Consider the following 26,771-nt stretch of genomic DNA (forward strand, 5'->3'; position numbering starts at 1 on the left):
CGTACGTCAACCTTCTACGTCAGATATTACTATATTAAGCAGGTTGCTGATTCATTAGCTCGTTGAAGCTAACTTCTTTATCAGAAACTTGAGCTTTAGCGATGATTGCATCAATAGCTTGCTCTTCTAGAGCAACATTGCGCATGTTGTTCATCATTTGCTCGTTTTGCTCGTAGTAAGCAATAACTTCTGTTGGATCTTCGTATGCTGTAGCCATCTCTTCGATGATAGCTTTAACTTTCTCGTCGTCAGCTTTTAGCTCTTCAGTCTTGATTACTTCACCAAGAAGAAGACCTACAACTACGCGACGTTTAGCTTGCTCTTCGAACAGCTCACGTGGAAGTTGGTCAGCAGCTTCAGTGTTGCCACCGAAACGTTGAGCAGCTTGTTGACGTAGAACACCGATCTCTTGATCGATAAGAGCAGAAGGTACGTCGATGTTGTTTTCGTTAACTAGACCGTCGATAGCTTGCTCTTTGATGCGGTTCTTAACAGCTTGCTTAAGCTCACGCTCCATGTTCTTACGAACTTCAGCTTTAAGACCTTCAACGCCGTCAGCAGCACCGAACTTAGAAACGAATTCTTCGTTTAGTTCTGGAAGTTCACGAGCTTCAACTTTGTTCAGCTTGATAGAGAACTTAGCTGCTTTACCTTTTAGGTTTTCAGCGTGGTAATCTTCTGGGAAGTTTACGTCGATTTCGAATTCCATACCTGCTGTTTTACCAACGATACCGTCTTCGAAGCCAGGGATCATGCGACCAGCGCCCATCTCTAGTGGGAAGTTCTCAGCTTTGCCGCCTTCAAACTCTTCACCGTCGATAGAACCAACGAAGTCGATAGTTGCACGAGAACCAGCGTCAGCAGCAGCTTCAACTTCAGTCCAAGTTGCTTGTTGCTTACGTAGAGTTTCGATCATCTCTTCAACGTCAGCTTCTTTAACTTCTACTGCTGGTTTCTCAACAGTGATGTTTTCTAGACCTTTCAGCTCAACTTCTGGGTAAACTTCAAAAGTTGCGTTGAATACTAGATCAGCGCCTTCGTTGTTTTCAACTGGTGCGAAAGTAGGTGCGCCAGCTGGGTTGATTTTCTCTTTAACGATCGCTTCGATGAAGTGACGTTGCATTACTTCGCCCATCACGTCTTGACGTACTGCTTTGCCGTACATTTTAGCAACCATCTTCATTGGCACTTTGCCTTTACGGAAACCATCGAAACGACGGTTTTTCGCGATGTTGCGTAGTTCAGCTGTAACTGCATCTTCGATGTTAGCAGCAGGAACAGTAATATTAAGACGGCGCTCTAGGCCTTCTAGCGTTTCAACAGTAACTTGCATTATATAAACCTCAAAACTGGCTCAGTAATCTGAGCATATGAGCCGTAACTTAGCTTTAATTCAAAAGCAGACGTTGTTGGCTGCATCCTTGTGTAGTGCTCTATCCGAACACCTAATTTAAAATCGAGCATTGATGTCTGAATTGATTATTCAACCAAACACCAGACTAATCAGCGATATCTTCGTTCTTCACACGTCGATTAAAACGCAATAAAGCTTATTTTCAGAAACAAGAAAGGTATCTCCGATTAGCCTCAGGACAGAAATTTTAGACGCGACATTCTAGCGATCTGTTTAATCTCTGTCGAGCCGTTCACCTCTGCATGATGATGAATGCTCTAAATTCGTCCAACTAAGTGATACAAAAACGATCAAATCATCACTTAGCACAACAGAAATGGGGACAATAGCGACTTTTTCAAGGGAATCGAGGGCTTTTTTTGCTAAAAACCTTAAAAAGAGATCTTGCTCTTGTTTTACCCCTCAGAGTCGATAACTTTTTCAACAATCCCCGTTACAAACCCTTAACCTACACCCATCTGTTCACTCTCTGCTTTCAGCAAAAACTACCGCTATTTGCTACCATAAACGAGAGAAGACAGGCTTGATTTTTTACCAAAGAAACTAGCGGAGAGCCTTCATGTTTCAAGCTTTTAGAATCCCAATACTATTAATGGCCACATACAGTTTACTGATGGTGTTTGGCGGTCATTGGGTGTGGAGCACAAGCCATGAAAGTTTGTTAAATGATCATCAATCTAAGCTGGACCGCTTTTCGGTTCATATTTCAAGCCAATTGGATAAGTTCGCGCACATTCCCGAGCTGCTTTCAAAAGACAAAGAGCTGGTCGATGCCCTGCACTCTCCAAGTAACTCTGCGCAAATCGAACTCACCAATCGTTATCTAGAGCACGTAAACTCGGTGATTCAAGCATCCGACACCTACCTACTAGACAGTATCGGCACCACCATTGCAGCCAGTAACTGGAATCAACCGCGTTCTTTTATTCGTCGTAATTTTGCTTTCCGCCCCTACTTTCAAGAGGCAATTATTGGTAATGAAAATCAATATTTTGCGCTAGGTTCAACCTCTGGAAAGCGAGGGTATTATTATTCTTACCCCGTCTCCTATGCCGCCGAGATTATTGGCGTCATTGTCGTAAAGATGGATTTATCGCTGATTGAAGCAAGTTGGAAAGGCAAACAGAGTTTTTTTGTTGCTGACGATAAAGACCAGATCGTATTCATGTCGAGTAACCCTGAATGGCTTTTCAAAAGCCTTCAGCCGCTAAGCGAAGCGCAACACACTCGAATTCAGGAAAGCAGGCAGTATCTCGATACCAAAATAGAAAGCCTGCACTTCTCTGGTGATTTAGACAGTGCCACCAGTCGTATTGAGTCGCCACACAAACTTGTCCAAGAGCAGTTCTTTAGCTCTTCGCGTTTCCTAGCCGAACCAAAACTCACCATACGGGTATTTTCTCCGACCCACTTAGTGTGGTGGGACTTGGTTGCTTACCTTGTAGTTCTGAGCCTTATCTTTGCGATCATTTATCTAACGATGCAGCTCAACCACCATCGACAACAAAGACGTGCTCAGATAGATAGGCTGCAATCCGAAGCCAAGCAAAAACTCGAATTTCAAGTGCTTGAACGTACATCGGAGTTGCATGTCGAGATCAAACACCGTATCGAAACCGAGCATGTGCTGAGGCAAACCCAAGACGAGCTCATCCAAGCCGCCAAACTGGCAGTGCTAGGGCAGATGTCAGCGAGCATCAGTCACGAACTGAATAACCCGCTTGCCGCGATTCGCAGTTATGCCGACAACGGCCGACTGTTTCTTGCCAAAGAAAAAACAGATCGAGTCGACGACAACCTATCACGAATCTCGGCACTCACTGATCGTATGGCGAAAATCAGCCACCAGCTTCGCTCCTTCGCCAAGAAATCCACCGCAGAAGAGCTACACACATTACAAATACTCCCAGTTTTACATTCATCGAAAGAGTTGATGAAGCCACAACTTAAGAGTGAACGAGTTAAGGTCAACGAACTCCCTGAAACCTTTGATGCATGCGTGATCGCCAACGCCATTCAACTGGAACAGGTGATCATTAACCTGCTGACCAACGCAATTCAGGCGATGGAACAACAAGACGACAAACAATTAGCTATTCTGTTAGAGATTAAGGAGTCCGACCATCAACAAGCCAAGACCTTGCTGATTCATGTCGATGATAACGGCCCCGGCTTCACCTCCCCTTCGAACGGAAACTTTTTTGAACCCTTCCATACCACCAAGAAAAACGGACTTGGACTTGGGCTATCAATTTCTCAACAAATAATCAGCGGAATAAATGGCAAGCTCGTTACAGGAAGCAGCCCTCAAGGTGGTGCTCGATTCAGCATAGAGTTGCCCCTTGTTGAACAAGAACAGCAAGTAAAAACTCAGCAATAACCAGAATACAAAGAAGTAAAGGAATCACTATGTGTCACGTCTATTTCATTGATGATGAATCCGACCTAAGAATGGCGATTGAACAGAGCTTCGAGCTCGCTGACATTGATGCCGAATTCTTTCCCGATGCGGAGTCCGCTCTGCTCGCGATTCAAGAAAACGGCTTACCTCACGTGATCATCACTGATATCTGCCTACCAGGTCTATCCGGGCATGATCTGCTCAACACCGTGATGCACAAAGACAAAGAGATCCCCGTGATCATGATTACTGGTCACGGCGATATTTCAATGGCCGTTCAAGCCATCCAATACGGCGCCTATGACTTCATTGAAAAACCTTTCGCTAATGAACGCCTAATCGAAACCACTAAGCGAGCGATAGAAAAACGTCAGCTCACCCTTGAGAACCTTGAATTAAAACGTTCACTTAAGGCCAGCCAAGCACTTGGTCCAAGGATCATTGGTGACACGCAATCAATGACGGAGCTGCGGTCTATCATCACTCACGTTGCCGATACCAATGCCGACATATTGCTATTTGGCGAAACAGGCACCGGCAAAGAATTAGTTGCACGCTCTCTGCATGAACAAAGCAGCAGGCGGGAACAAAACTTTGTCGCGGTCAACTGTGGAGCGGTCCCTGAAAACCTAATTGAGAGTGAGCTGTATGGCCATGAAAAAGGTGCGTTCACTGGCGCAGAAAGCAAACGTGTCGGTAAATTTGAATTTGCTCAAGGCGGAACCCTATTCTTAGATGAGATAGAATCAATGCCAATGCAGGCACAAATTCGCCTGTTGCGCGTCTTGCAAGAACGCGTCATCGAAAGGGTAGGGTCTAATGGCTTAGTCCCTCTCGATATTCGAGTGATTGCGGCAACTAAAGTCGACCTAAAGAAAGCCGCTGAAGAAGGCACTTTCCGCCAAGATCTCTATTATCGACTCAATGTTGTGACCTTAGATTTACCGCCGTTAAGAAGCCGACAAGAAGATATCCCAGCACTCTTCCATCACTTCTTGCTAGTCGCTGCGGCGCGTTATGGCAAGACAGCCCCAGCCCTTCCACAAAAGGAGCTGCACGCACTTTTGGCTCATGATTGGCCGGGAAATGTTCGAGAATTACGTAATACTGCAGAGCGTTTTGTACTTTTAGGTAAGCTTTCTCACTTATCAGACAGCGCCACTGAAACTACTCAAGAGCTGTCTTTGGCAGAATTGGTATCTGACTTTGAAAAAAACACGTTGAAGCAGGCACTTATTGAATGCAATGGCAGCATAAAAGAGACCATGGAGAGGCTGCAATTACCGAGGAAAACCCTCTACGATAAGATGCAAAAACACCAGCTCACGAAAGAATCTTATAAGGTAGAACCAAACTAAATTAGATTTGAGAGCAAGATCACCTATACTTATTTCACTAACAGGATGTTATGCAATAAATATAATAAGGAAGTCGTTATGGGTGAGAAAACAAAAGTGCCATCGATTACCGATACTTTCGAGATAGATGGTATTTTTTATACTGATAATCATGTCGATCTACACACGCCAGAATTAGAGGCAAAACGCGCTCTGTATGAGCAAATAAACCCTCATTCAAATCGTGGCAGAAATATAGATGAGGAGGTCTAGTGACCTCCTCATTTCTTATGGGTTAAATTCCATGTCACCAAATAACTACTTGGTTATGATTTCCGGTCCCATCAATGTCGTCGGTAACCATGTTGATACCCAAGGCACGTAAGTGACGATAATCAGGAATAAGAACATCACGCCTACCCACGGCAGTGCAGCTTTCACGACGTTCATCATCGACATCTTGGCAACACCTGCGGTCACAAACAAATTGAGCCCGACAGGCGGCGTTATCATCCCTATCTCCATGTTCACTACCATCATGATACCTAGGTGAATTGGATCGATACCGAGTGCAATAGCGATTGGGAATACCAATGGCGCAACGATGATCAGCAAGCCTGATGGCTCCATGAACTGACCACCAATCAAGAGTAAAACGTTCACTACAATCAAGAAGGTGATCGGCCCTAAGCCCGCAGAAAGCATAGACTCAGTGATCATCTGAGGAATGCGTTCTTCGGTCAGTACATGCTTAAGAATCAGAGCGTTGGCAATGATAAACAGCAGCATAATCGTCAGCTTACCTGCATCGTAAAGCGTGTCTTTAGTATCTTTATGGAAGAAAGTTTGGAACACTTTCACCAAAGCAGGCTTTGTATTGTTCTTGTCCGCAAACGGCCCCATATCTTTATAAATAAAGTTGGCGATAAAGAAGGCATACACCGCAGCCACTGCCGCAGCTTCTGTCGGAGTAAAGATACCGCCGTAGATACCACCTAAAATGATGACAATCAGCAGCAAACCCCAGCTCGCATCTTTTGCGGCTGCGAACATCTCGCCCCAACCCACGAATGGCTGTGCAGGAATCTTCTTAATACGTGCTGCAATGTAGATAGCAATCATCAACATCACACCTGCCAACAGGCCAGGAATCACGCCACCGAGGAACATACGACCTACAGATACATCCGTCGCCGCAGCGTAAACTACCATCACGATTGACGGTGGAATCAAGATACCCAAAGTACCCGCATTACAGATAACCCCTGCCGCGAACTCTTTTGTGTAGCCGTTTTTGATCATACCTGCGATAACGATACTACCAATCGCCACTACCGTCGCAGGTGAAGAGCCAGACAACGCTGCGAACATCATACATGCCACAACCGACGCCATCGCCAAGCCACCGCGGAACCAGCCAACCATCGCGATAGCAAAGCGGATAATTCGTTTCGCCACGCCACCAGTAGACATAAAGCTCGAGGCCAAGATAAAGAAAGGAATCGCTAACAATGTGTAGTGGCCAGCAAAGGCGTTAAACAGAGTTTGTGCGACCGATGCCAATGACGCATCTGAATGCATCAACAAAAACAAGATGCTTGATAAACCTAAGGAAATCGCAATTGGCACACCGACCAACATAAAAGCAATTACCATCAAAAATAGAAATAACATTGCCATGATTAGTCTTCCTTACCGTTAGGCTTTGTACCCGACGCGCTGGTCTTGTTGTTCGTAGTCGAATCCAATACTGCAGTCGCGTCTTCGTCAGAACCCGCAAGTACATCCGCTTTCAACGCATCCAACTCTTCTTCGGCTTCATGGCCTGCAATCATGCGGTCGAGTTTGCCCGTCACAACTTGGTAAGCAACTTGGATGAATCGGAACGTTAGTAATGCCATACCAATCGGCAACGCCATGTAAGGGATAAAGCGTGGTAGTTTCTCGTATCGCTCACCTTCATTCAGCCAGTCAGCTAAGAACTGCAGTATCTCTGGCATTGGAATATCATCGGTTTCATACCATGCGCGATCAGTCGCGAATGGGTACCAATAATTCCATGAGCCGATGAGAAGTAAGATTGAAAAGGCAAGGCAGCTAGTGACGGCAATTAACGCATACACTTTGCGTAGCTTTTCAGGGGCAAGGTTGATGATGACATCAACACCAATGTGAAAGTGCTTTTTAACGCCGTAAGAAGCGCCAACCAGTACCATCCATGCAAACATGAATACCGTCAGTTCCAATGCCCACAAGATATTGCCATTGAATGCGTATCTGAATACCACGTTGGCAAAAGTAAGTAGCGTCATTGCGCCAAGGAAAAATGCGATTAATGACTCTTCAATCACATCCGTAACTCTTCCGACTTTGGAAAAAAGAGAGGTTTCCAGTGCTGATTCGCTAGAATTTGGTTGTTCCATTTGAGGCTTTTCCATAATTGACTCCGCTTATAATTGTTTTAATAAGGAGTGACGAATACTCGCCACTCCCTTAGCGGTGTTATTGGTTTGAAGCTAACGCTGCATCGATAAGGTCTGAACCGATGTCTTTTTCAAACTTCTTCCATACTGGTTGAAGTGCAGCTACCCATGCTTCACGCTGTTCAGGCGTAAGTGTACGAACCTCACCACCCGCTTCAATGATGTTGTTTTTGTTCGCTAGGTTAACTTTTGAAGATTCTGCATTACGCGTCTCAGACACTTCTTGAACGATAGTGCCAAGCTGTGTGCGTACATCTTCAGGTAGGTCTTTCCAGAAGGCGTTTGACGTTACAACTAGGTAATCCAAGATACCGTGATTGGTTTCAGTCACGCCGTCTTGTACTTCAAAGAACTTCTTACCGTAGATGTTTGACCATGTGTTCTCTTGGCCATCGATAACCTTGGTTTGCAGGCCACCGTACACTTCTTTGAAAGACATCTTCTGTGGGTTAGCGCCTAGTTGTTCAAACTGAGCCACCAATACGTCTGATGCTTGTACACGGAATTTCAAACCTTTTGCATCTTCAGGGCTGATAAGAGGTTTGTTCGCCGACATCTGTTTCATGCCATTGTGCCAAAACGCGAGACCTTGCAGGCCACGACGCTTCATCGCGTTCTTCAGCTTTTCACCAGATTCTGAGTTTTGGAAACGGTCAACGGCTTCTACGTCTTCAAATAGGAAAGGAAGGTCAAAAATGCGGTATTTCTTAGTGAATTTCTCAAATTTAGACAGCGATGGCGCCGCCATTTGAACATCACCATTTAACAGGGCTTCCAGTACCTTATTATCATCGTAAAGTGTTGAGTTAGGGAAAACTTGCATACAAGCTTTGCCATTCATCTCCGTGTTTACTCGCTCTTCCAGTAAAGAAGCGGCGATGCCTTTCGGGTGCTTATCGGTATTGGTTACGTGACTGAATTTAATCACTATTTCACCAGGGTCACAGTTTGCAGCAGCATTAAAACTTGTGAGCGCCAGAGCAGATACAGACAGCAGGGTAAGAGGCTTAAACATTATTATTCTCCTTAGTAAACAAAGCAGCCCTTCAATGGGAACTGCGTGCTTTCACTAAGGCAATTAGCGAGCCACATTAACACAATTCATTAACAAGCCTTTAACCACAAGGCTTCATCAGATCTGCTTGCAGTTGTCGCTAACTCGCTACAAAAATTAATGGGTGGAAAATGACACATAGAATATTTGTAAATGGGTGGAAGCTGACCAATGTAATAGTAATGAATGAGGTCTGACCAAAAGCCACATTACCGATGATGTCTTGAAGTAATTTCGACCTATCCTGTAGAGTGCTGCACAACTTAGCCAGATTTACTGTCCCACTACTTACCAAGAGTTGCTACCCATGAGTCAGATCTACCATCACCCAGTACAAATTTACTATGAAGATACCGATCACTCTGGTGTGGTTTATCACCCTAACTTTCTTAAATACTTCGAGCGTGCACGCGAACACGTCTTGGGTAGCGATAAACTGGCGGAATTGTGGAATGAGCATGGACTAGGTTTTGCGGTCTATAAAGCCAACATGACTTTTCAAGATGGGGTTGAGTTCGCTGAGATCTGCGACATCCGAACCTCTTTTGAAATCGATGGCAAATACAAAACCTTATGGCGACAAGAGGTATGGCGTAAAGATGCGACCAAACCCGCCGTGATTGGTGATATCGAGATGGTTTGCCTAGATAAAGACAAACAACTTCAGCTTGTACCCGCTGAAGTATTAAAAGCGATGCTTGGCGAAACGAGCTAACTTCCCCTCACCAAGCTAGCTTAAAAGAGGTGAGACGACGAAAAGGTTCTCATCTCTATCTGCATGGGTAGCAAATTCCCGCCAAGCGTCACCGCAAACCGATACTGTTCATCCAACCGACCTAAGCAACACTGCCAATCTGTAGAGCTATCGTCTTGTTGAGCAGAATCCAAATTCAACCCAATCCCGCTATGTAGCCTGATTTCGCTATCCAAGCCTGATTTAGCATCCGATGAGCCGAGTTCCACTACTTGCTTGGTCAAATTAGAGAAATCGAACGAAAAACTTTTCAATGATGTGGCCAATCCCTTTCCTGTCGCTTTGATGTAAGACTCTTTCAATGCCCACAAATCAAAAAAACGTTCTCTTTGAGATAGCTCATCCAGCTCGAGTAAATCGTTAATCTCAAACTCTGAAAAGTAATGCTTCATAATCGCCGCTATGTTGGTCGAGCTTCTTGCATGTTCAATATCCACGCCAAGCTGTAGTGATTGCCCTTTCGTTTGGCAGACAGCAATCAGTAAATGCTCTTGGCTGTGGCTAATATTGAAATTCAGTCCGGTTTTGTATTGCTGCTCTGCGATCAAGCTTGGCTTGCCTTTCTCACCGTACTCAAACCGCCACTCTTCAGCCGCTAAATCAGAGTAGAACGACAACACCTCTCGCAAATAATTACGAACATAGAGCGCTTGGATCTGAGATGAAGGCATTCGATAACGTTCAACCTTGGCGACTTCATCGTCGGTAAGTTTCTGTTTGAGGCGCGACACATGCTCAGTACCTTTATCCAAATCGCTTAGAGAACAAAGCCACAAATCAACGACTGGTGTTTCCATCTTTCTAGCACTCACTTCTTAAAAACCACTCTTCATAAAGCCATCAATAAAACATCAAAACGAACAAATTTAACTCACCTATATTTTGAGAGAAACATAGAGAATTTGGGCAGGAAACACCCTTCATATGCGGACTTAAAACTAATTTTTCAAATAATAACAAATTAAAACACAGATCACACTTAGCCTTACGGAACAGGCATCTATTAAATGTTACTTACAAAAATCTGACATAGATCTCACCAAGTCAAAATATAGAGTATAAACACTAAAAAATAAGCCATACCCATTAATTATCAACAAGTTAATTACATTAAAAATACAAAATTCAAAAACACACAAATTTCATCTGGTCTGAACAGATCATAGTGGCCTCTGGGAGCATTGTATCGACCACTCACCTCGGGTAGCCTGCTCAACCATTAAACAAATTCACACGTTTTCTTTGCGGATACCGACTTGTCATTTAGTCAGACTTTGAACAGGATTTTAATGGACATCGCCTCAACATTTGAATGCCACCGTCGCGCATGAAACACCTCCCCTACTCTCGTAAGTCAACGCACTTCGAAAGCCTAATTTCTATCTGGTTGCCACCACTCAGCAACCTGAATTTTCAGCTGCGCTTCCCTAAGTCTGTTTCAGATTTTCTTTCTATAGCTTTAAAAGCGCAGCCTCAAAACACGACATCACTTTCTGTGATTTCTAGTGGAGACTCATAATGAGCCAACCCGAAAAAAATACACCGGAATCAGTCGACGACACTCGACTTAATAAACGTCTTAAAGACATGCCTATTGCTATCGTTGGAATGGCAAGCATGTTTGCGAACTCTCGTTACTTAAACAAGTTCTGGGATTTGATCAGCGAAAAGATCGATGCAATTACCGAAGTGCCTGATACGCACTGGCGTCCAGAAGATTACTACGATTCAGATCGTACAACGCCAGACAAATCTTACTGTAAGCGCGGTGGTTTCATCCCAGAAGTTGACTTCAACCCTATGGAGTTCGGCCTTCCGCCAAACATCCTAGAACTGACTGATACTTCACAGCTGCTTTCTCTGATCGTTGCAAAAGAAGTACTTGAAGATGCCAAGCTGCCTGAAGGTTACGATCGCGATAAGATCGGTATTACGCTCGGTGTGGGTGGTGGTCAGAAGATCGCTCAAAGCCTAAATGCTCGTCTTCAATACCCTGTTTTGAAAAAAGTATTCAAGAGCAGTGGTATCAACGACGAAGACAGCGAAATGCTGATCAAAAAGTTCCAAGACCAATACATCCACTGGGAAGAGAACTCGTTCCCTGGTTCATTGGGTAACGTTATTTCAGGTCGTATCGCTAACCGCTTTGACCTTGGTGGCATCAACTGTGTAGTAGACGCTGCTTGTGCAGGTTCTCTAGCCGCAATGCGCATGGCCCTGAGTGAGCTGGTTGAAGGCCGCAGTGAAATGATGATCACGGGTGGCGTGTGTACTGATAACTCGCCAACCATGTACATGAGCTTCTCTAAAACACCTGCATTTACCACCAATGAAACCATTCAACCTTTCGACATCGACTCAAAAGGTATGATGATTGGTGAAGGCATCGGCATGGTTGCTCTTAAGCGACTTGAAGATGCAGAGCGCGATGGCGACAGAATCTACTCAGTGATTAAAGGTGTCGGTTCTTCTTCGGATGGTAAGTTCAAGAGTATTTACGCGCCTCGCCCTGAAGGACAAGCAAAAGCGCTAAAACGTGCTTACGATGATGCTGGTTTCGCACCGCACACGCTTGGCCTTTTAGAAGCGCACGGCACAGGTACAGCGGCAGGTGACGTTGCTGAATTTGGTGGCTTAAACTCAGTATTCAGTGAGAACAATGAAGAGAAGCAACACATTGCGTTAGGCTCTGTGAAATCTCAAATTGGTCACACCAAGTCAACCGCCGGTACTGCAGGTTTAATCAAAGCGGCACTGGCACTACACCACAAAGTACTGCCGCCAACGATTAACGTATCGGCTCCGAATCCGAAGTTGGATATCGAGAACTCACCGTTCTACCTAAACACGCAAACGCGTCCTTGGATGCAACGTGTCGACGGTACACCACGCCGTGCAGGTATCAGCTCATTCGGTTTTGGTGGCACTAACTTCCACGTCGTATTGGAAGAGTACACGCCAGAGCACGCTCGCGGTGACAAATACCGTCAGCGCCAAGTACCGCAAACTCTGTTATTTAGCGCGGAATCTCGTCAAGCACTGATCAATGAGCTTAAACAAGTTTCAACTCAAGCTGCAGACGCTACGTTCAAACTGGAAGCACTTGCTGAGCAACATGCTCTACGTGAAGTAAATACTGAGCATGCTCGTCTTGGTTTAGTTGTCACTGACCAAGCAGACCTTCAAGCGCAGCTGACTCAAGCCGTTTCAATGCTTGAGAGCCAAACCAAAACACATTGGCAAATGCCAAACGGTACTAGCTACCGTGAGTCGGCACTGATTGCTGAAAACGGTGCAGGCAAAGTAGCGGCACTATTTGCAGGTCAAGGTTCACAATACCTAAATATGGGCCGTGAGCTTGCGTGTCACTACCCTGAAATGCGTCAACAGCTTGCTCAAGCGGATCAAGTATTTGGTCAGCACAAGAAGACGGCTTTATCGCAAATTCTGTTCCCAATTCCAACTTTCACACCAGAAGCAAGCAAAGCTCAAGAAGCTGTGTTAACCAACACGGCCAATGCTCAAAGTGCAATTGGTACTGTGTCTATGGGTCAGTTCGACATCATGACTCAAGCTGGCTTCAAAGCAGACATGGTTGCAGGCCACAGCTTTGGTGAGCTAAGCGCATTATGTGCATCGGGTGTTATCTCGCAAGACGATTACTACCAGTTAGCTTTCGCTCGTGGCGATGCGATGGCGGCGACACCAGAACAAGGCGACAGCGGTACTATGTTTGCGGTCATCCTAGACGCAGACAAGCTTCCAGCCGTTGAAAGCTGCATCAGTCAATTCGAAGGCGTGAGCATTGCCAACTACAACGCTCCGACTCAACTGGTTATTGCAGGTCCAACTGCGACGGTTCAACAAGCAGCACAAGCGCTAACAGAACAAGGCTTCAAAGCGATTGCTCTGCCAGTATCTGGTGCTTTCCACACACCGCTTGTTGCCCACGCTCAAAAACCATTTGCTGCGGCAATTGATAAAGCTGCATTCAGTGCTCCAACGCTGCCGCTTTACTCAAACGCAACAGGCAAACTGCACAGCAAAGACGCTAAAGCAATTAAGAAAGCATTCAAACAGCACATGCTGCAATCGGTTCGTTTCAGCGAGCAAATTGAAGCGATGTATGAAGCCGGTGCGCGCGTATTCGTAGAGTTCGGTCCGAAAAACATCCTTCAAAAGCTGGTTGAGAAAACATTGGCTGATAAGAACGAAGAGCTTTACGCAATCAGCATCAACCCAAGCCCTAAAGGCGACAGTGACCAACAGCTTCGTTTAGCTGCGGTTCAACTGTGCGTGGCAGGTGTTTCATTAGACAACATTGACCCTTACCAAGCTGACATTGCTGAACCTGCAAAGGCATCACCAATGAACATCAAGCTGAATGCAACCAACTACATCAGCCCAGCTACTCGTAAGAAGATGGATCAATCATTGGCTTCGGGCAACGTCACCGAAAAGACTGAGATTGTTGAAGTGAAAGTTGAAGTCGAGAAAATCGTGGAAAAAGAAGTGATTAAAACAGAAATCGTTGAAGTACCTGTGGCTGCTCCTCAAACTTCAAATGTACAACAGTCAGTTGCTCCAGCACCAAGCGCACAAGTAGCAGCAGATCAGCAGCCTCAAGTGGTTCAAACTGCCCCAGCAACTATTCAGCCAACAGCTCAAGTAACGGTAGATGAATCTTCACTGCAGTCGTTCTTCAATGCTCAACAACAAGCAGCAGAAGTACATCAGCAGTTCTTGGCGATTCCTCAGCAATACGGTGACACATTCAACACCCTAATGTCTGAGCAAGCGAAAATGGCAACAGCAGGCGTAGCAATTCCTGAGAACCTACAGCGTTCTATGGAAATGTTCCACCAGCACCAAGCTGAAACGCTAAAAGCGCACGCTCATTACCTAGAAATGCAAGCGCACAGCAACAACTCAGCACTTAATATGCTGACGCAAGGTTCAGTACAAACGGCACAACCAACCTTCGTTGCGCCAGTAAATGCTCAACCAGCGATTCAAGCTCCAACTACTCCAGCAGCTATCGTCCAACAGCCTGTAGCTCAAGTACAAACTGCTCCTGTACAGGCTGCGCCAGTTCAAAATACAACAGTTCAGCAAGCTCCAGTCCAGAAAGCCGTGCCTGCACCACAAGTAGTCGCTCAAGCAGCAGCACCGGTTGCAGCTCAGCCTGTGCCAGTAAAAGCACAACCAGCTCCTGTGGCTGCACCAGTAGCAGTACAAACAGCCGATGCTGAAAAAGTGATGCTAGAAGTGGTCGCTGAGAAAACGGGTTACCCAACGGAAATGCTTGATCTAGAAATGGACATGGAAGCAGACCTTGGTATCGACTCAATCAAGCGCGTAGAGATCCTTGGTACCGTTCAAGACGAAATGCCGAACCTACCTGAGCTGAACCCTGAAGATTTAGCTGAGTGTCGTACTCTTGGTGAAATCGTTACCTACATGAACAGCAAGATGCCAGCATCAGCGCCTGTGGCAGCACAGCCAAGCGCAGCCGCTCCTGTTCAAGCCGCTAACGGTCTTGATGCGAAAGTCGTTCAACAAACCATGCTAGAAGTGGTTGCTGAGAAAACGGGTTACCCAACGGAAATGCTTGATCTAGAGATGGATATGGAAGCAGACCTTGGTATCGACTCAATTAAACGTGTTGAGATTCTTGGTACGGTTCAAGATGAACTGCCTACTCTTCCAGAGCTAAATCCTGAAGACTTAGCTGAGTGTCGCACTCTTGGCGAGATTGTTGACTACATGAACAGCAAGCTTCCAGCTTCGGCTCCTGCAGTCGCTCAAACTGCAGCGACTTCAGTTCAAGCAGCTAGCGGTTTAGATGCAGCTGTCGTTCAAAAAACCATGTTAGAAGTAGTCGCAGAGAAAACGGGCTACCCGACTGAAATGCTAGACCTAGCAATGGACATGGAAGCTGACCTTGGTATCGACTCAATCAAGCGTGTTGAAATCCTAGGTACGGTACAAGACGAATTACCGACTCTTCCAGAGCTAAACCCTGAAGACTTAGCTGAGTGTCGTACTCTGGGTGAAATTGTTGCTTACATGAATACTAAAAGCATGAACAGTAAGCTTCCAGCTTCTGCTCCAGTAGCAGCTCAAGCATCTGCACCAGCGCAAGCATTATCAAACGGTTTAAACGCAGAACAAGTTCAAAGCACAATGCTGAGCGTAGTGGCTGATAAAACTGGCTACCCAACAGAAATGCTCGACCTAGCAATGGACATGGAAGCAGACCTTGGCATCGACTCAATCAAACGTGTTGAGATTTTAGGTACAGTTCAAGACCAGCTACCAACATTGCCAGAGCTGAACCCGGAAGATCTAGCTGAGTGTCGTACTCTTGGCGAAATCGTTGACTACATGAACAGCAAGTTAGCTCCTAGTTCGGAAGCAGCTGCAGTAGCTCCTGCTGCAGAAAGCGCAAGCAACGACCTAAACCCTGCTCATGTTCAATCAACCATGATGGAAGTGGTTGCCGATAAAACTGGCTACCCCGCAGAAATGCTCGACCTAGCGATGGACATGGAAGCAGACCTTGGTATCGACTCTATCAAACGCGTTGAGATCCTAGGTACAGTTCAAGACCAGCTACCAACGCTGCCAGAGCTAAACCCTGAAGACTTAGCTGAGTGTCGTACGCTTGGTGAAATCGTTACTTACATGCAAAGCAAGCTATCCGCTGCTGCACCCGTAGCGACTCCAAAAGCTGAATCAGTAACGCCTATCGCAGAAACAGCGACAGCGGAACTTCCTCCACACAATGAGGTAGCGCTAAAAAAGCTACCAGCGGCAGATAGACTCGTCGATTGTTTCTCAAAAGACGCTTGTGTCGTGATCACAGATGATGGTCACAACGCTGGTGTTCTAGCAGAAAAGTTGACCGCTAACGGCATTCAAGTTGCTGTAGTGCGTAGTGCTCTTTCTGCCGCGTCACCTTTAAACAGTGAAATCGCAAGCTACACACTTAACAGTATCGATGATGATGGTGTGACAGCTGTGATTAATGACATCGAAGCAGACCTTAAAACGTCGAACAAAGTGATTGCTGGCTTCATTCATTTACAAGCTATCGTTGATGCGAAACAAAGCAACGAGCAAGCGGTTAACTTAAATGCAGACTCAAGAGCTTCACTAACCACAGCGTTCTTATTCGCGAAGCACCTAAATGGCCAACTGAATGCCGTTTCAGGTCGCAGCGTGTTCTTCACGCTAAGCCGTATCGATGGTGGCTTTGGTTACCTAGATACTAAGCAATTAGCAAATGCAGAACTTAACCAAGCCGCGTTGTCTGGTCTAACTAAGACACTGAGCCATGAATGGTCAAACGTGTTCTGCCGTGCATTAGATGCTGACGCTTCTATTGATGCTCGTCACCTATCTGAGGCTATTACAGGCGAACTGTTCGATATCGATACCAACACGGTTGAAATCGGCCTTAGCCATGCGGAAAACGGTGAATCTGGTCGTGCAACATTGATTGCTGCAACACCAGGTGCTGCACAAACCAAAAACACAGGCGCTCAACTCACCAAGAGCGACAAAGTTCTCGTAACGGGTGGCGCTAAAGGCGTGACGTTTGAATGTGCACTGACGCTTGCTAAGCAATGTAAGTCTCATTTCATTCTTGCAGGTCGTAGTAAGCATATTACTTCAGCTGAGCTACCTCAGTGGGCACAAGGCAGGCAAGAGAAAGAGCTAAAACCAGCGGCTATCGCTCACCTACAAGCAACAGGTGACAAGCCAACGCCGAAAAAAGTTGATGCCTTACTAAAACCTGTATTGAGCAGCCTTGAAATCAACGCAGCACTTGCCGCTTTCAATGAGATTGGCGCGAGCGCTGAATACCTAAGCCTAGATGTATCAAACCATGAGTCAGTAGCGAAAACGCTGGCGAATTTCGAAGGCATCACAGGTCTTATCCACGGTGCAGGTGTACTGGCTGATAAGCACATTCAAGACAAAACGCTTGATGAGCTGAACATGGTTTACGGCACCAAAGTGGGTGGATTAGAAGCGGTTCTTGGTGGTCTTGATAGCAGTAAGCTAAAACTGATTGCGATGTTCTCTTCGGCGGCGGGTTTCTACGGAAACACAGGCCAAAGTGACTACTCGATGTCTAACGAGATCCTGAACAAAGCGGCTCTACAGCTGTCTGCTCGCAACCCTCAAGCGAAAGTGATGAGCTTCAACTGGGGACCGTGGGACGGTGGCATGGTCAACGCAGCACTGAAACGTATGTTCACCGAGCGCGGCGTGTACGTGATTCCTCTTCAGGCGGGTGCAGAGCTATTTAGTTCTCAACTACTGAACGAAACTGGCATTCAACTGCTGGTTGGCACGAGCATGCAAGGTTCTGACAACAAGGAAGCTGCTGTAAAAAAGCTTAATGCGGAGTCTGTGCATCTTGCAAAGAGTCCGCTGAATACAAGCATCACTGTGACACGTCATCTTGATCCAAAGGCATTGCCTTTCATTCAAGATCACTGCATTGCCGGTAACCCTGTGTTACCGACAGTGTGTGCCATCCAATGGATGCGTGAAGTCGCAGAGCAACTGTTAGGGGTGAACGTTAGCGTTCACAACTACAAACTGCTTAAGGGTGTGATTTTTGATACTGATGAAGTGCAAGAGCTGAAACTGGTTCTTTCTTCTGATGCTAAATCAAAAGATCAGCTAAAAGCGGTGATCAGTTGCCAAGGGCGACCACAGTATCAAGCTCAGTTGCAAGTTGCCTCTGTGCAAGTGTCTGAAGATGTTCAACAAGCGTCAGTAAAACGCTTTGAGGCCAACACTTCAGCACCTGTAACAACGGCACAAGCTCTATACAGCGACGGCACTCTGTTTCACGGACCAAGACTGCAAGGTATTACCTCAGTCGAACGCTTTGACGACTTAGGTTTATTGGCTCAATGCCAGTTGCCTCAGATTGAAAACAGCGACTGTGGAGCATTTATTCCTAAGCAAGGCTTTGGCGATAGCCAGCCATTTGCCGAAGATTATCTGTTGCAAGCCATGTTGGTATGGGCTCGATTGAAATACGGCGCGGCAAGTTTACCGTCTGCAATCGGTGAGTTTATTTGTTACGCACCAATGCACAATGCTGACCAAGGTTGGCTAGAGCTGAACGTGATAAAAAGCACGGCTCGTTCGCTGCAAGCTGATATCTCGCTTTACCACCAAGATGGTCGTTTAAGCGCAGTAATGAAAGGTGCCAAAGTCACCATCAGCAAGAGCTTAAACGACGCATTTTTGCCGAAGTCTGGCTCAGCAGTATCAAAGAAAGAGGCGACTAAAAACGCAGAAAAGGAGCAATTGTCATAGTGACTGTTCCTACTAATAAAGCGATGCCATTGCGCATCGCTCTTTTAGCTCAGCCAGCAAACGCGGCTGAGCTTTCTGCCGACTTATCACCTTCGCTTCCTGAGATGGTTACTGTTGTGGTTGATGGCAATTTTAATCAAGCACTTGCTCACGCCATCGAGACAGTCAATCAAGGTAATGTTGTTAAGCTTTGTTTGGATTCTCATTCTCCATCATTGGTGATGTTGAGCGCGTTGACGGCTGCTCAAAACAAGATTCATCCACACGCTTATCTAGCGGGTTTTGCAGATATAGCTACCGGAGATAGCATTCAGCTAGCTCTGGATATTGCGCGCCGCCCCGCGACAGATTTAAGTCATCAACAGCAACACTCTGACTTATCGGCTTCGCAGCAGTTTGATGAATTGTTGAATATAGTTAATGCGATATCGAGCCGTTCATTGCCGAGCCATTCATTACCTAACAATTACTGGTTTACTGAGCCGAACAAAGCACGTGTTGCTGCGTTAACTTTCAGTGACAATAGCCAAAAAGCCACCAGCCTGATATTGACTCAAGCGACCGGTTTGCAAGAACCAAAACCCTTGCTATCAAGCGATCGTTTGATGTTTGTGGTTTCAGGCAACGAACAAGCCAATTTGGTTTCTCAGCTAGCTTCACTAAGAGCAGAGCTTAAATGCGTTAGCGATTCGGCGGACAGCGAACTTGCTATCGCCACCTTGATGCATTCAAACCTAAGTCACTTCCAAAGCGTTCAGCACAATGCTGGCGTTGGTGCGAACATCGTGATTCAGGCAGCTTCAACTGAGGCTGCAATACAAGAGATCACAGCGCTAGAAAATGCGTTGCCAAAAGTAATGGCTGAAAATAGCCAATACAAAACGCCAGCGGGCAGTTGTTTCTCACCGATGCCTCAAAGCAAAGGTGGAGTTGCATTTGTTTACCCAGGTGTTGGCACAGTTTATCCCGGCATGTTGCGCGAGTTTCACCACCATTTCCCACAGTTATTTGCTCGTTTAGAGCGCGAAGGTAACTTGAAAGAAATGTTGCAGGCTGACAAAACCTACGCTGAAGACTCGCAAGAAATGTCTCTTAGTGAGTTGGCAATTGCAGGTGTAGGCAGCAGCTATCTGTTAACACAACTGCTATGTGATGAATTCAAAGTGCAACCAGATTTCGCCTTGGGTTACTCCAAGGGTGAAGCCTCCATGTGGGCCAGCTTAAATGTTTGGAAAAATCCACATGCGCTGATTGAGATGACTCAAACCAGTCCTATCTTCACGACGGCTATTTCTGGCGAACTCACCGCAGTGCGTCAAGATTGGCAGCTGAACGGCGACGAAAGCATCCAATGGAATAGCTTTGTGGTTCGCAGTGATGCACAAGCGATTGAGGCTCTGTTACCAGAATTCCCACGCGCTTACCTCGCTATCATCCAAGGTGACACTTGCGTACTGGCAGGTTGTGAAAGCACATGTCGTGCATTGCTCAAGAAACTGGGTAAACGTGGCATTGCCGCGAATCGTGTTACTGCAATGCACACCACACCAGCACTAAGCCAGCATAGCCAAGTACGCGATTTTTACACACAACCACTGTTCGACGAGTTGCCAAAGCATATCCGCTTTATCAGCGCAGCAGGTCTACCGACTGGCGCACCAATCAATATCGACAGTGACAGCATCGCCCTTTCGATTGCCGACACTTTCTGTTCAACGCTGGATTTCACCGCGTTGATTCAGAGTGCGCGTCAGCAAGGTGCTCGTCTGTTTGTAGAAGTCGGTGCCGATCGTCAAACCAGCACATTGATCGACAAGATCAATCGTAGCGACAACGTAGCCGACCAATACTGCACAATCGCTTCCAATGCCAAAGGCGGTGACGATGTTGTCACGCTCATCAAATGCATTGGTCAGCTCATTACTCATCAAATTCCACTGTCTGTCGAGCCACTTATTCAAGGGCTAGAACAACAGATCACCACCGCTAAGCAATTAAGTGGTGTGTCTCAAGGCAGCGCAGTGAATCATCAAGGAGAGCTAGTATGAGTTCTCAATATCAGGCTCAAAATAAGCAGCAAGTGAAATGCAATAAGATCGCGATTGTCGGTATTGCTAACCAATACCCAGAAGCTGACACGCCAAAAGACTTCTGGCAAAACTTGCTGAATAAAAAAGATTCTCGAACCACATTAAGCGCTGAAAAGTTAGGCGCTAAACCTGAAAGCTATCAGGGTGTGCAAGGTGAGTCAGACCGCTTTTACTGTGATAAAGGTGGCTACATTGAAAACTTCAATTTCGATAGCAATGGCTACCGCTTAACAGAAGAATCGTTCAAAGGTGTCGACCAGAGTTTCCTTTGGGCTTTGGATACCAGTCGTAAGGCGTTAGTCGACGCTGGCATTGATCTGAATGCCGATGTTTTAGAACGCACAGGCGTGATCATGGGTGCCCTTTCGTTCCCAACCACACGCTCAAACGATCTGTTTCTGCCGATGTATCACTCGGTGGTCGAGAAAGCACTTAAAGGTAAATTGGCTAATGACCAATTTTCATTGCTACCAACCAATGAAAACGCTCAAGACCTCAACCCGATCAACGGTGCTGCAGCACACAACGCCTCTAAGTTAGTGGCTGATGCGCTAGGTTTAGGCAACGTGCAACTTAGCCTAGATGCGGCATGTGCAAGCTCAGTGTATTCATTGAAGTTAGCCTGTGATTACTTGAACACGGGCAAGGCCGACATGATGTTGGCAGGCGCGGTATCCGGTGCTGACCCATTCTTTATCAACATGGGTTTTTCGATCTTCCACGCTTACCCTGACCACGGTGTTTCGGTTCCGTTTGATAGCAATAGTAAAGGTCTGTTTGCTGGCGAAGGTGCCGGTGTTTTAGTGCTAAAACGTTTGGCTGATGCAAAGCGTGATGGCGACAATATCTACGCAGTCGTCAGCGGTATTGGCTTGTCGAACGATGGCCGTGGCCAGTTCGTATTAAGCCCAAACAGCAAAGGACAAGTACAAGCCTTTGAACGCGCTTACGAGGCTTCAAACCTAACACCAGACAGCATTGAAGTGATTGAGTGTCACGCAACTGGCACACCATTAGGTGACAAGGTTGAGTTAACCTCAATGGAGCGATTCTTTGCTGACAAATTGAATGGTTCTAACCCGCCATTGATTGGCTCTGCGAAGTCAAACCTCGGCCACTTACTGACTGCTGCGGGTATGCCGGGGATCATGAAAATGATCTTTGCGATGAAAGAAGGCGTGCTTCCGCCAAGTATTAACTTGGACAAGCCACTATCGTCGCCAGAAGGTTTGTTTGGCTCACAGACGCTACCAACACAAGTGCAACCTTGGCCAAGTAAAGCGGGCAACTCAGAGCGCTGCGCGGGTGTTTCTGTATTTGGTTTCGGTGGTTGTAACGCTCACTTACTTCTTGAAGCGTATTCAGGCACGGGTCATGCAAACCAGACTCTAGAGTCAGCATCTCCAAGCCTACAATCGCCTAATTTAAGCATTACTGGCCTCGCATCGCACTTCGGTTCTCTGCAAAGCATCAATGCGCTAAGCACTGCGATTGAAACCAACAACGATGCTTTCATTGCTTTGCCTAAGAAACGCTGGAAAGGCTTAGACCAACATCCAGAACTACTGAATCAGTTTGGTTTACACGGCATTCCAAACGGCGCGTACATCGATCAATTCGATCTCGATTTCCTGCGCTTCAAAGTGCCGCCAAATGAAGATGACCGTTTGATCTCTCAGCAGTTGCTACTGATGAAAGTTGCAGACGAAGCCATCAAAGATGCCAAGCTTGTTGCAGGCCAAAAGGTTGCGGTTTTAGTTGCGATGGAAACAGAGCTTGAGATGCACCAATTCCGTGGACGCGTAAACCTGCATAGCCAATTGGCTGACAGCTTTGCCAACATGGGTATTGAGCTGACACAAGACGAATACCAATCGCTAGAAACCATCGCGATGGACAGTGTAATGGACGCAGCCAAGCTGAACCAATACACCAGTTTCATCGGCAACATCATGGCTTCGCGTATCTCTTCATTGTGGGACTTTAACGGCCCTGCCTTTACGATTTCAGCCGCTGAACAGTCAGTTGCTCGTTGTATCGATGTCGCACAAAACCTCATGTCGCAAGAATCTATGGACGCCGTTGTAATTGCAGCCGTTGACCTTAGTGGCAGTGCAGAACATGTGATTCTGAAGAACAGCGTGAGCCCAGTGTCACTTGCTCCAAAATTCGGACAACCGCAAGACGGCTGTTGGAATGTGGGCGAAGGCGCAGGTGCAATTGTTCTTGTTGAAGAGAGTCGAGTGGTGAGCAACCAAGATACGGCTTACGGCAGCATCAACGCATTGGCTTTTGGTTCAAGCGAGAATAACAACGCCGTTGTTGATGAGTTACTGACTCAAGTCGGCATGAGCTCAAACGATGTATATCTGCTTGAGCTTAACCATGCACCAGAATCTTCATCACACGAGCTTGTATCTCTCAACTTTGGGGTTACCAAGACCACTCAAGCGAGTCAACGTGTTGGTCATTGCTCTGCAGCTTCTGGTATGGCAAGCCTGCTACACGGTCTGCTCAACCTGAACCTTGCACCTCTGAATCCAAATATCAGTTCTAAGAGTGCGATTGTTGCCAACATCAGCGAAGGACAATGTTCACAGCTGCTACTAAGCCAATCGAGTGTTGAATCTCAGTCACTATCGGTTCGTTTGAACAGTGAACTGGCGAGCGATGCTAAACGTCAATTGGTTAAGCAAGTGACTCTTGGTGGTCGCGATATTTATCAACATATTGCCCAAACCCCAGTGACCAACTTGGCAACGATTCAACAGAAAGCTTCTGGTAAAAAAGCAGCAAGAGTGGCGTCGATTCCAACGACAGCAAGCATTCAAGCAGCCCTTGCGCAAAAAGAGCTAGAGAAGAATGCATTAGCGCAGCACGCGGTAGAGCCAGTCATCGAAACTCCTACATCAGTATCCCCTACTCTGGCGCCAACTCGCCACAGTCAGCTAACAGGTAACCACAGCAATATGACTCATGTCCTATCCGCTAAAAATGACGCGTCTCAAATCGACGCTAATACGGATGCAGCATTAAAGCCGTCTGTAACACCACACAACCAAGCTTTTGCTCAAAATCAGCAAGCAGCTCAACAGGTACACAAAGCATTCCTGCACACTCGTGCCCAAGGCATGCAAATGGCTGATGCGCTATTAAAAGCACAGTTAAACGCAATTACGTCTGGTTTAGATAGCTCAACCGAAACACCAGCTCAGCCTGTTCAAGCTCAACCAGCTCAGGTTCAGTCAACGCCAGTCAACGTACTTGCGACGCCAGCACCAATAAAACCTATCCGTAAGCCATGTATCTGGGATTACGATGATCTGGTTGAATACGCTGAAGGCGATATTGCGAACGTATTTGGCCCTGATTACGCGATCATCGATAGCTACTCGCGCCGCGTTCGCTTGCCAACCACCGACTACCTACTGGTATCTCGTGTAACCAAGCTCAACGCGACCGTTAACGAGTACAAGCCAAGCACCATGACCACCGAATACGACATCCCAGTTGATGCGCCATATCTTGTTGATGGTCAGATCCCTTGGGCTGTTGCAGTTGAATCTGGTCAGTGTGACCTAATGCTGATCAGCTACTTAGGTATTGATTTCGAAAACAAAGGTGAGCGTGTTTATCGTCTGCTTGATTGCACATTAACTTTCCTTGGTGACTTGCCTCGTGGTGGCGATACGCTGCGTTACGATATCTCAATCAACAGCTTTGCTCGCAATGGCGACACGCTGCTGTTCTTCTTCTCGTACGAATGTTTCGTTGGCGACAAGATGATCCTGAAAATGGATAACGGCTGTGCGGGCTTCTTCACTGATGAAGAGCTAGCAGATGGCAAAGGTGTGATTCATACTGAAGATGAAATCAAGGCTCGTAAGCTGGCAACTAGGCAACGCTTCGATCCTATGTTGCACTGTCCTAAAACCCAGTTTAACCACCAAGAACTGCGCCACCTGCTGACTGCAAACATTACAGAGTGTTTTGGCCCAACTCACCAATCTGATCGCCACCAGCCTTCTTTGTGCTTCAGCTCAGAGAAGTTCATGATGATCGAAAAGGTTAGCCGTGTTGAACCGCAAGGCGGTACATGGGGACTTGGTCTGATTGAAGGTCACAAACAGCTAGAGCCTGAGCATTGGTACTTCCCTTGTCACTTCAAAGATGACTCAGTAATGGCTGGTTCTTTGATGGCAGAAGGTTGTGGTCAACTGCTTCAATTCTTCATGATGCACCTTGGCATGCATACGCTTGTTCAAAATGGTCGTTTCCAACCGCTTGAAAATGCCCCTCAACAAGTACGCTGTCGTGGACAGGTGCTACCACAATCGGCAGAGCTGACGTACCGCATGGAAGTGACTGAGATTGGTCTAAGCCCTCGCCCATACGCAAAAGCTAACATCGATATTTTGCTCAACGGCAAAGTGATCGTTGATTTCCAAAACTTGGGTGTGATGATCAAAGAAGACGACGAATGTACTCGTTACCTGCCTTCTTTAGAAACAGCTGTAGCGACCCCTGCTATCGAAAACTTGGGCCATACGCCAGCAGTGAACCAACAAGCTTCAGTAAATGCGCCACTTATGGCTCAAATTGAAGACCTAGAAACTGCACCAAACAAAGGTGTCGTTCCTCTTCAACACGTTGAAGCTCCGGTGACTCCTGATTACCCAAATCGCACACCCGATACGGTTCCGTTCACGCCTTATCACATGTTCGAATTCGCGACTGGCGATATCGAGAAATGTTTCGGTCCTGATTTCTCTATCTACCGTGGCATGATTCCGCCACGTACTCCGTGTGGCGACCTGCAGCTAACCACTCGTGTTGTTGAGATCGACGGTAAGCGTGGCGACTTCAAGAAGCCTTCATCGTGTATCGCAGAGTACGAAGTGCCAGAAAACGCATGGTACTTTGATGAAAACAGCCACCACACCTTGATGCCTTATTCGGTATTGATGGAGATTTCACTGCAGCCAAACGGATTTATCTCTGGCTACATGGGTACAACACTGGGCTTCCCAGGTGAAGAACTGTTTTTCCGCAACCTAGATGGCAGCGGCAAAATGCTGCGTAACGTCGACTTGCGTGGCAAAACGATTACCAACGATTCTCGTCTACTTTCAACGGTAATGATGGGCACCAATATCGTACAGAGCTTCAGCTTCGAACTGAGCACTGACGGCGTGCCTTTCTACCAAGGTACGGCGGTATTTGGTTACTTCAAAGGCGCTGCGCTGAAAGATCAACTTGGTTTGGACAACGGTAAAGTGACTCACCCTTGGCACGTTGATAACAACCGCACGCCGGATGTAAACATCAACCTGCTAGATAAAACAACGCGTTACTTCAATGCACCTGTTTCTGCTACGGGTGAAGTGCAAGAGCACTACCAATTGGCTGGCGGTCGCTTGAACTTTATCGATACGGTGCAGATCACCAGCGATGGTGGTAAAAACGGTCTGGGTTACCTATACGCTGAGCGTACGATTGATCCAAGCGATTGGTTCTTCCAGTTCCACTTCCATCAAGATCCGGTAATGCCAGGTTCTCTAGGTGTCGAAGCGATCATCGAACTAATGCAAACCTACGCGCTAAACAAAGATCTTGGCGCTGGCTTCCGTAATCCGAAGTTCGGTCAAATCCAATCTGAAGTGAAATGGAAATACCGTGGTCAGATTAACCCTCTGAACAAACAGATGTCTCTGGATGTACACATCACTGCGATTAAAGACGAAGACGGCAAACGCATCATCGTTGGTGACGCAAACCTGAGTAAAGATGGTCTACGTATTTACGAAGTGAAAGACATCGCGATTTGTATCGAAGAAGCCCCTGCTATCGATAAAGCTCCTGGTATCAAGAAAGCATAAGTCGCCATTAG

13 protein-coding genes and 1 pseudogene are annotated in these 26,771 nt (G+C 46.5%); 8 read left to right on the forward strand and 6 right to left on the reverse strand.

All coding sequences use genetic code 11. The features are described from left to right. Positions 1–34: 34 nt before the first annotated feature. Both tig and A142_RS25615 read right to left on the reverse strand, forming a co-directional pair. On the reverse strand, positions 35–1,333 hold the full coding sequence (gene tig, locus A142_RS06665) for a trigger factor (protein ID WP_017106221.1): 1,299 nt from the start codon (positions 1,331–1,333) through the stop codon (positions 35–37). 294 nt (positions 1,334–1,627) lie between these two features. Then, positions 1,628–1,810: pseudogene (locus tag A142_RS25615) on the reverse strand (hypothetical protein); the annotation flags it as partial. Between the two features lie 163 nt (positions 1,811–1,973). Between A142_RS25615 and A142_RS06670 the strand changes: the two are divergent. The 3 genes from A142_RS06670 to A142_RS25085 all read left to right on the forward strand — a co-directional run bounded on the left by A142_RS06670 (position 1,974) and on the right by A142_RS25085 (position 5,425). Further along, positions 1,974–3,794: a sensor histidine kinase gene (locus A142_RS06670; RefSeq protein WP_019824787.1), complete on the forward strand. Its 1,821-nt coding sequence runs from the start codon at positions 1,974–1,976 to the stop codon at positions 3,792–3,794. 29 nt (positions 3,795–3,823) lie between these two features. Then, on the forward strand, positions 3,824–5,173 hold the full coding sequence (locus A142_RS06675) for a sigma-54-dependent transcriptional regulator (RefSeq protein WP_019824789.1): 1,350 nt from the start codon (positions 3,824–3,826) through the stop codon (positions 5,171–5,173). Positions 5,174–5,251: 78 nt separating this feature from the next. Further along, entirely contained in the window at positions 5,252–5,425 is a 174-nt protein-coding gene (locus A142_RS25085) for a hypothetical protein (protein WP_019824791.1), read from the forward strand. A gap of 45 nt (positions 5,426–5,470) precedes the next feature. On the opposite strand, the gene A142_RS06680 is transcribed toward A142_RS25085, so the two are convergent. From A142_RS06680 to A142_RS06690, 3 genes are all read right to left on the reverse strand, one after another. Beyond that, positions 5,471–6,832: a TRAP transporter large permease gene (locus tag A142_RS06680; RefSeq protein WP_019824793.1), complete on the reverse strand. Its 1,362-nt coding sequence runs from the start codon at positions 6,830–6,832 to the stop codon at positions 5,471–5,473. A gap of 2 nt (positions 6,833–6,834) precedes the next feature. Continuing rightward, positions 6,835–7,590 (reverse strand): TRAP transporter small permease, encoded by a 756-nt coding sequence (locus A142_RS06685; RefSeq protein ID WP_019824795.1) that lies wholly within the window; start codon positions 7,588–7,590, stop codon positions 6,835–6,837. A gap of 64 nt (positions 7,591–7,654) precedes the next feature. After that, the gene (locus A142_RS06690; protein WP_019824797.1) at positions 7,655–8,650 is read right to left on the reverse strand and encodes a TRAP transporter substrate-binding protein; all 996 of its coding nucleotides are present in this window, start codon (positions 8,648–8,650) and stop codon (positions 7,655–7,657) included. A 346-nt stretch (positions 8,651–8,996) separates the two neighbouring features. Between A142_RS06690 and A142_RS06695 the strand changes: the two genes are divergently transcribed. Further along, positions 8,997–9,404, forward strand: a complete 408-nt coding sequence (locus A142_RS06695) for a thioesterase family protein (protein WP_029405620.1) — start codon at positions 8,997–8,999, stop codon at positions 9,402–9,404. Between the two features lie 20 nt (positions 9,405–9,424). Here A142_RS06695 and A142_RS06700 read toward each other — a convergent pair whose 3' ends face one another. Beyond that, positions 9,425–10,240 carry a 4'-phosphopantetheinyl transferase family protein gene (locus tag A142_RS06700; protein WP_019824801.1) on the reverse strand — a complete coding sequence of 272 codons (816 nt, stop codon included), beginning with the start codon at positions 10,238–10,240 and terminating at the stop codon, positions 9,425–9,427. A gap of 530 nt (positions 10,241–10,770) precedes the next feature. Here A142_RS06700 and A142_RS25620 point away from each other — a divergent pair. From A142_RS25620 to A142_RS06715, 4 genes are read left to right on the forward strand one after another with little or no spacing between them, the layout of a single operon-like run. Then, entirely contained in the window at positions 10,771–10,962 is a 192-nt protein-coding gene (locus A142_RS25620) for a hypothetical protein (RefSeq protein WP_020628682.1), read from the forward strand. Beyond that, on the forward strand, positions 10,962–18,791 hold the full coding sequence (locus A142_RS06705; RefSeq protein WP_019824803.1) for a type I polyketide synthase: 7,830 nt from the start codon (positions 10,962–10,964) through the stop codon (positions 18,789–18,791). The genes A142_RS25620 and A142_RS06705 overlap by 1 nt, the downstream gene beginning before the upstream one ends. Further along, a complete protein-coding gene (locus tag A142_RS06710) occupies positions 18,791–20,839 on the forward strand; it encodes a PfaB family protein (RefSeq protein ID WP_019824804.1) in 2,049 nt (682 codons plus the stop codon). The genes A142_RS06705 and A142_RS06710 overlap by 1 nt, the downstream gene beginning before the upstream one ends. Continuing rightward, positions 20,836–26,760, forward strand: coding sequence for a beta-ketoacyl synthase N-terminal-like domain-containing protein (locus tag A142_RS06715; protein WP_019824805.1), 5,925 nt, complete (start codon positions 20,836–20,838; stop codon positions 26,758–26,760). Before A142_RS06710 ends, A142_RS06715 begins: the two co-directional genes overlap by 4 nt. Positions 26,761–26,771 lie beyond the last annotated feature (11 nt).

The organism is Vibrio splendidus 12E03 (assembly GCF_000272105.2).
Lineage (GTDB): Bacteria > Pseudomonadota > Gammaproteobacteria > Enterobacterales > Vibrionaceae > Vibrio > Vibrio splendidus_I.

Bases quoted from the DNA above. Each gene is read 5' to 3' on its own strand.
- tig (WP_017106221.1), bottom strand. From the start codon at position 1,333: ATGCAAGTTACTGTTGAAACGCTAGAAGGCCTAGAGCGCCGTCTTAAT.
- A142_RS06670 (WP_019824787.1), top strand. From the start codon at position 1,974: ATGTTTCAAGCTTTTAGAATCCCAATACTATTAATGGCCACATACAGT.
- A142_RS06675 (WP_019824789.1), top strand. From the start codon at position 3,824: ATGTGTCACGTCTATTTCATTGATGATGAATCCGACCTAAGAATGGCG.
- A142_RS25085 (WP_019824791.1), top strand. From the start codon at position 5,252: ATGGGTGAGAAAACAAAAGTGCCATCGATTACCGATACTTTCGAGATA.
- A142_RS06680 (WP_019824793.1), bottom strand. From the start codon at position 6,832: ATGGCAATGTTATTTCTATTTTTGATGGTAATTGCTTTTATGTTGGTC.
- A142_RS06685 (WP_019824795.1), bottom strand. From the start codon at position 7,590: ATGGAAAAGCCTCAAATGGAACAACCAAATTCTAGCGAATCAGCACTG.
- A142_RS06690 (WP_019824797.1), bottom strand. From the start codon at position 8,650: ATGTTTAAGCCTCTTACCCTGCTGTCTGTATCTGCTCTGGCGCTCACA.
- A142_RS06695 (WP_029405620.1), top strand. From the start codon at position 8,997: ATGAGTCAGATCTACCATCACCCAGTACAAATTTACTATGAAGATACC.
- A142_RS06700 (WP_019824801.1), bottom strand. From the start codon at position 10,240: ATGGAAACACCAGTCGTTGATTTGTGGCTTTGTTCTCTAAGCGATTTG.
- A142_RS25620 (WP_020628682.1), top strand. From the start codon at position 10,771: ATGAAACACCTCCCCTACTCTCGTAAGTCAACGCACTTCGAAAGCCTA.
- A142_RS06705 (WP_019824803.1), top strand. From the start codon at position 10,962: ATGAGCCAACCCGAAAAAAATACACCGGAATCAGTCGACGACACTCGA.
- A142_RS06715 (WP_019824805.1), top strand. From the start codon at position 20,836: ATGAGTTCTCAATATCAGGCTCAAAATAAGCAGCAAGTGAAATGCAAT.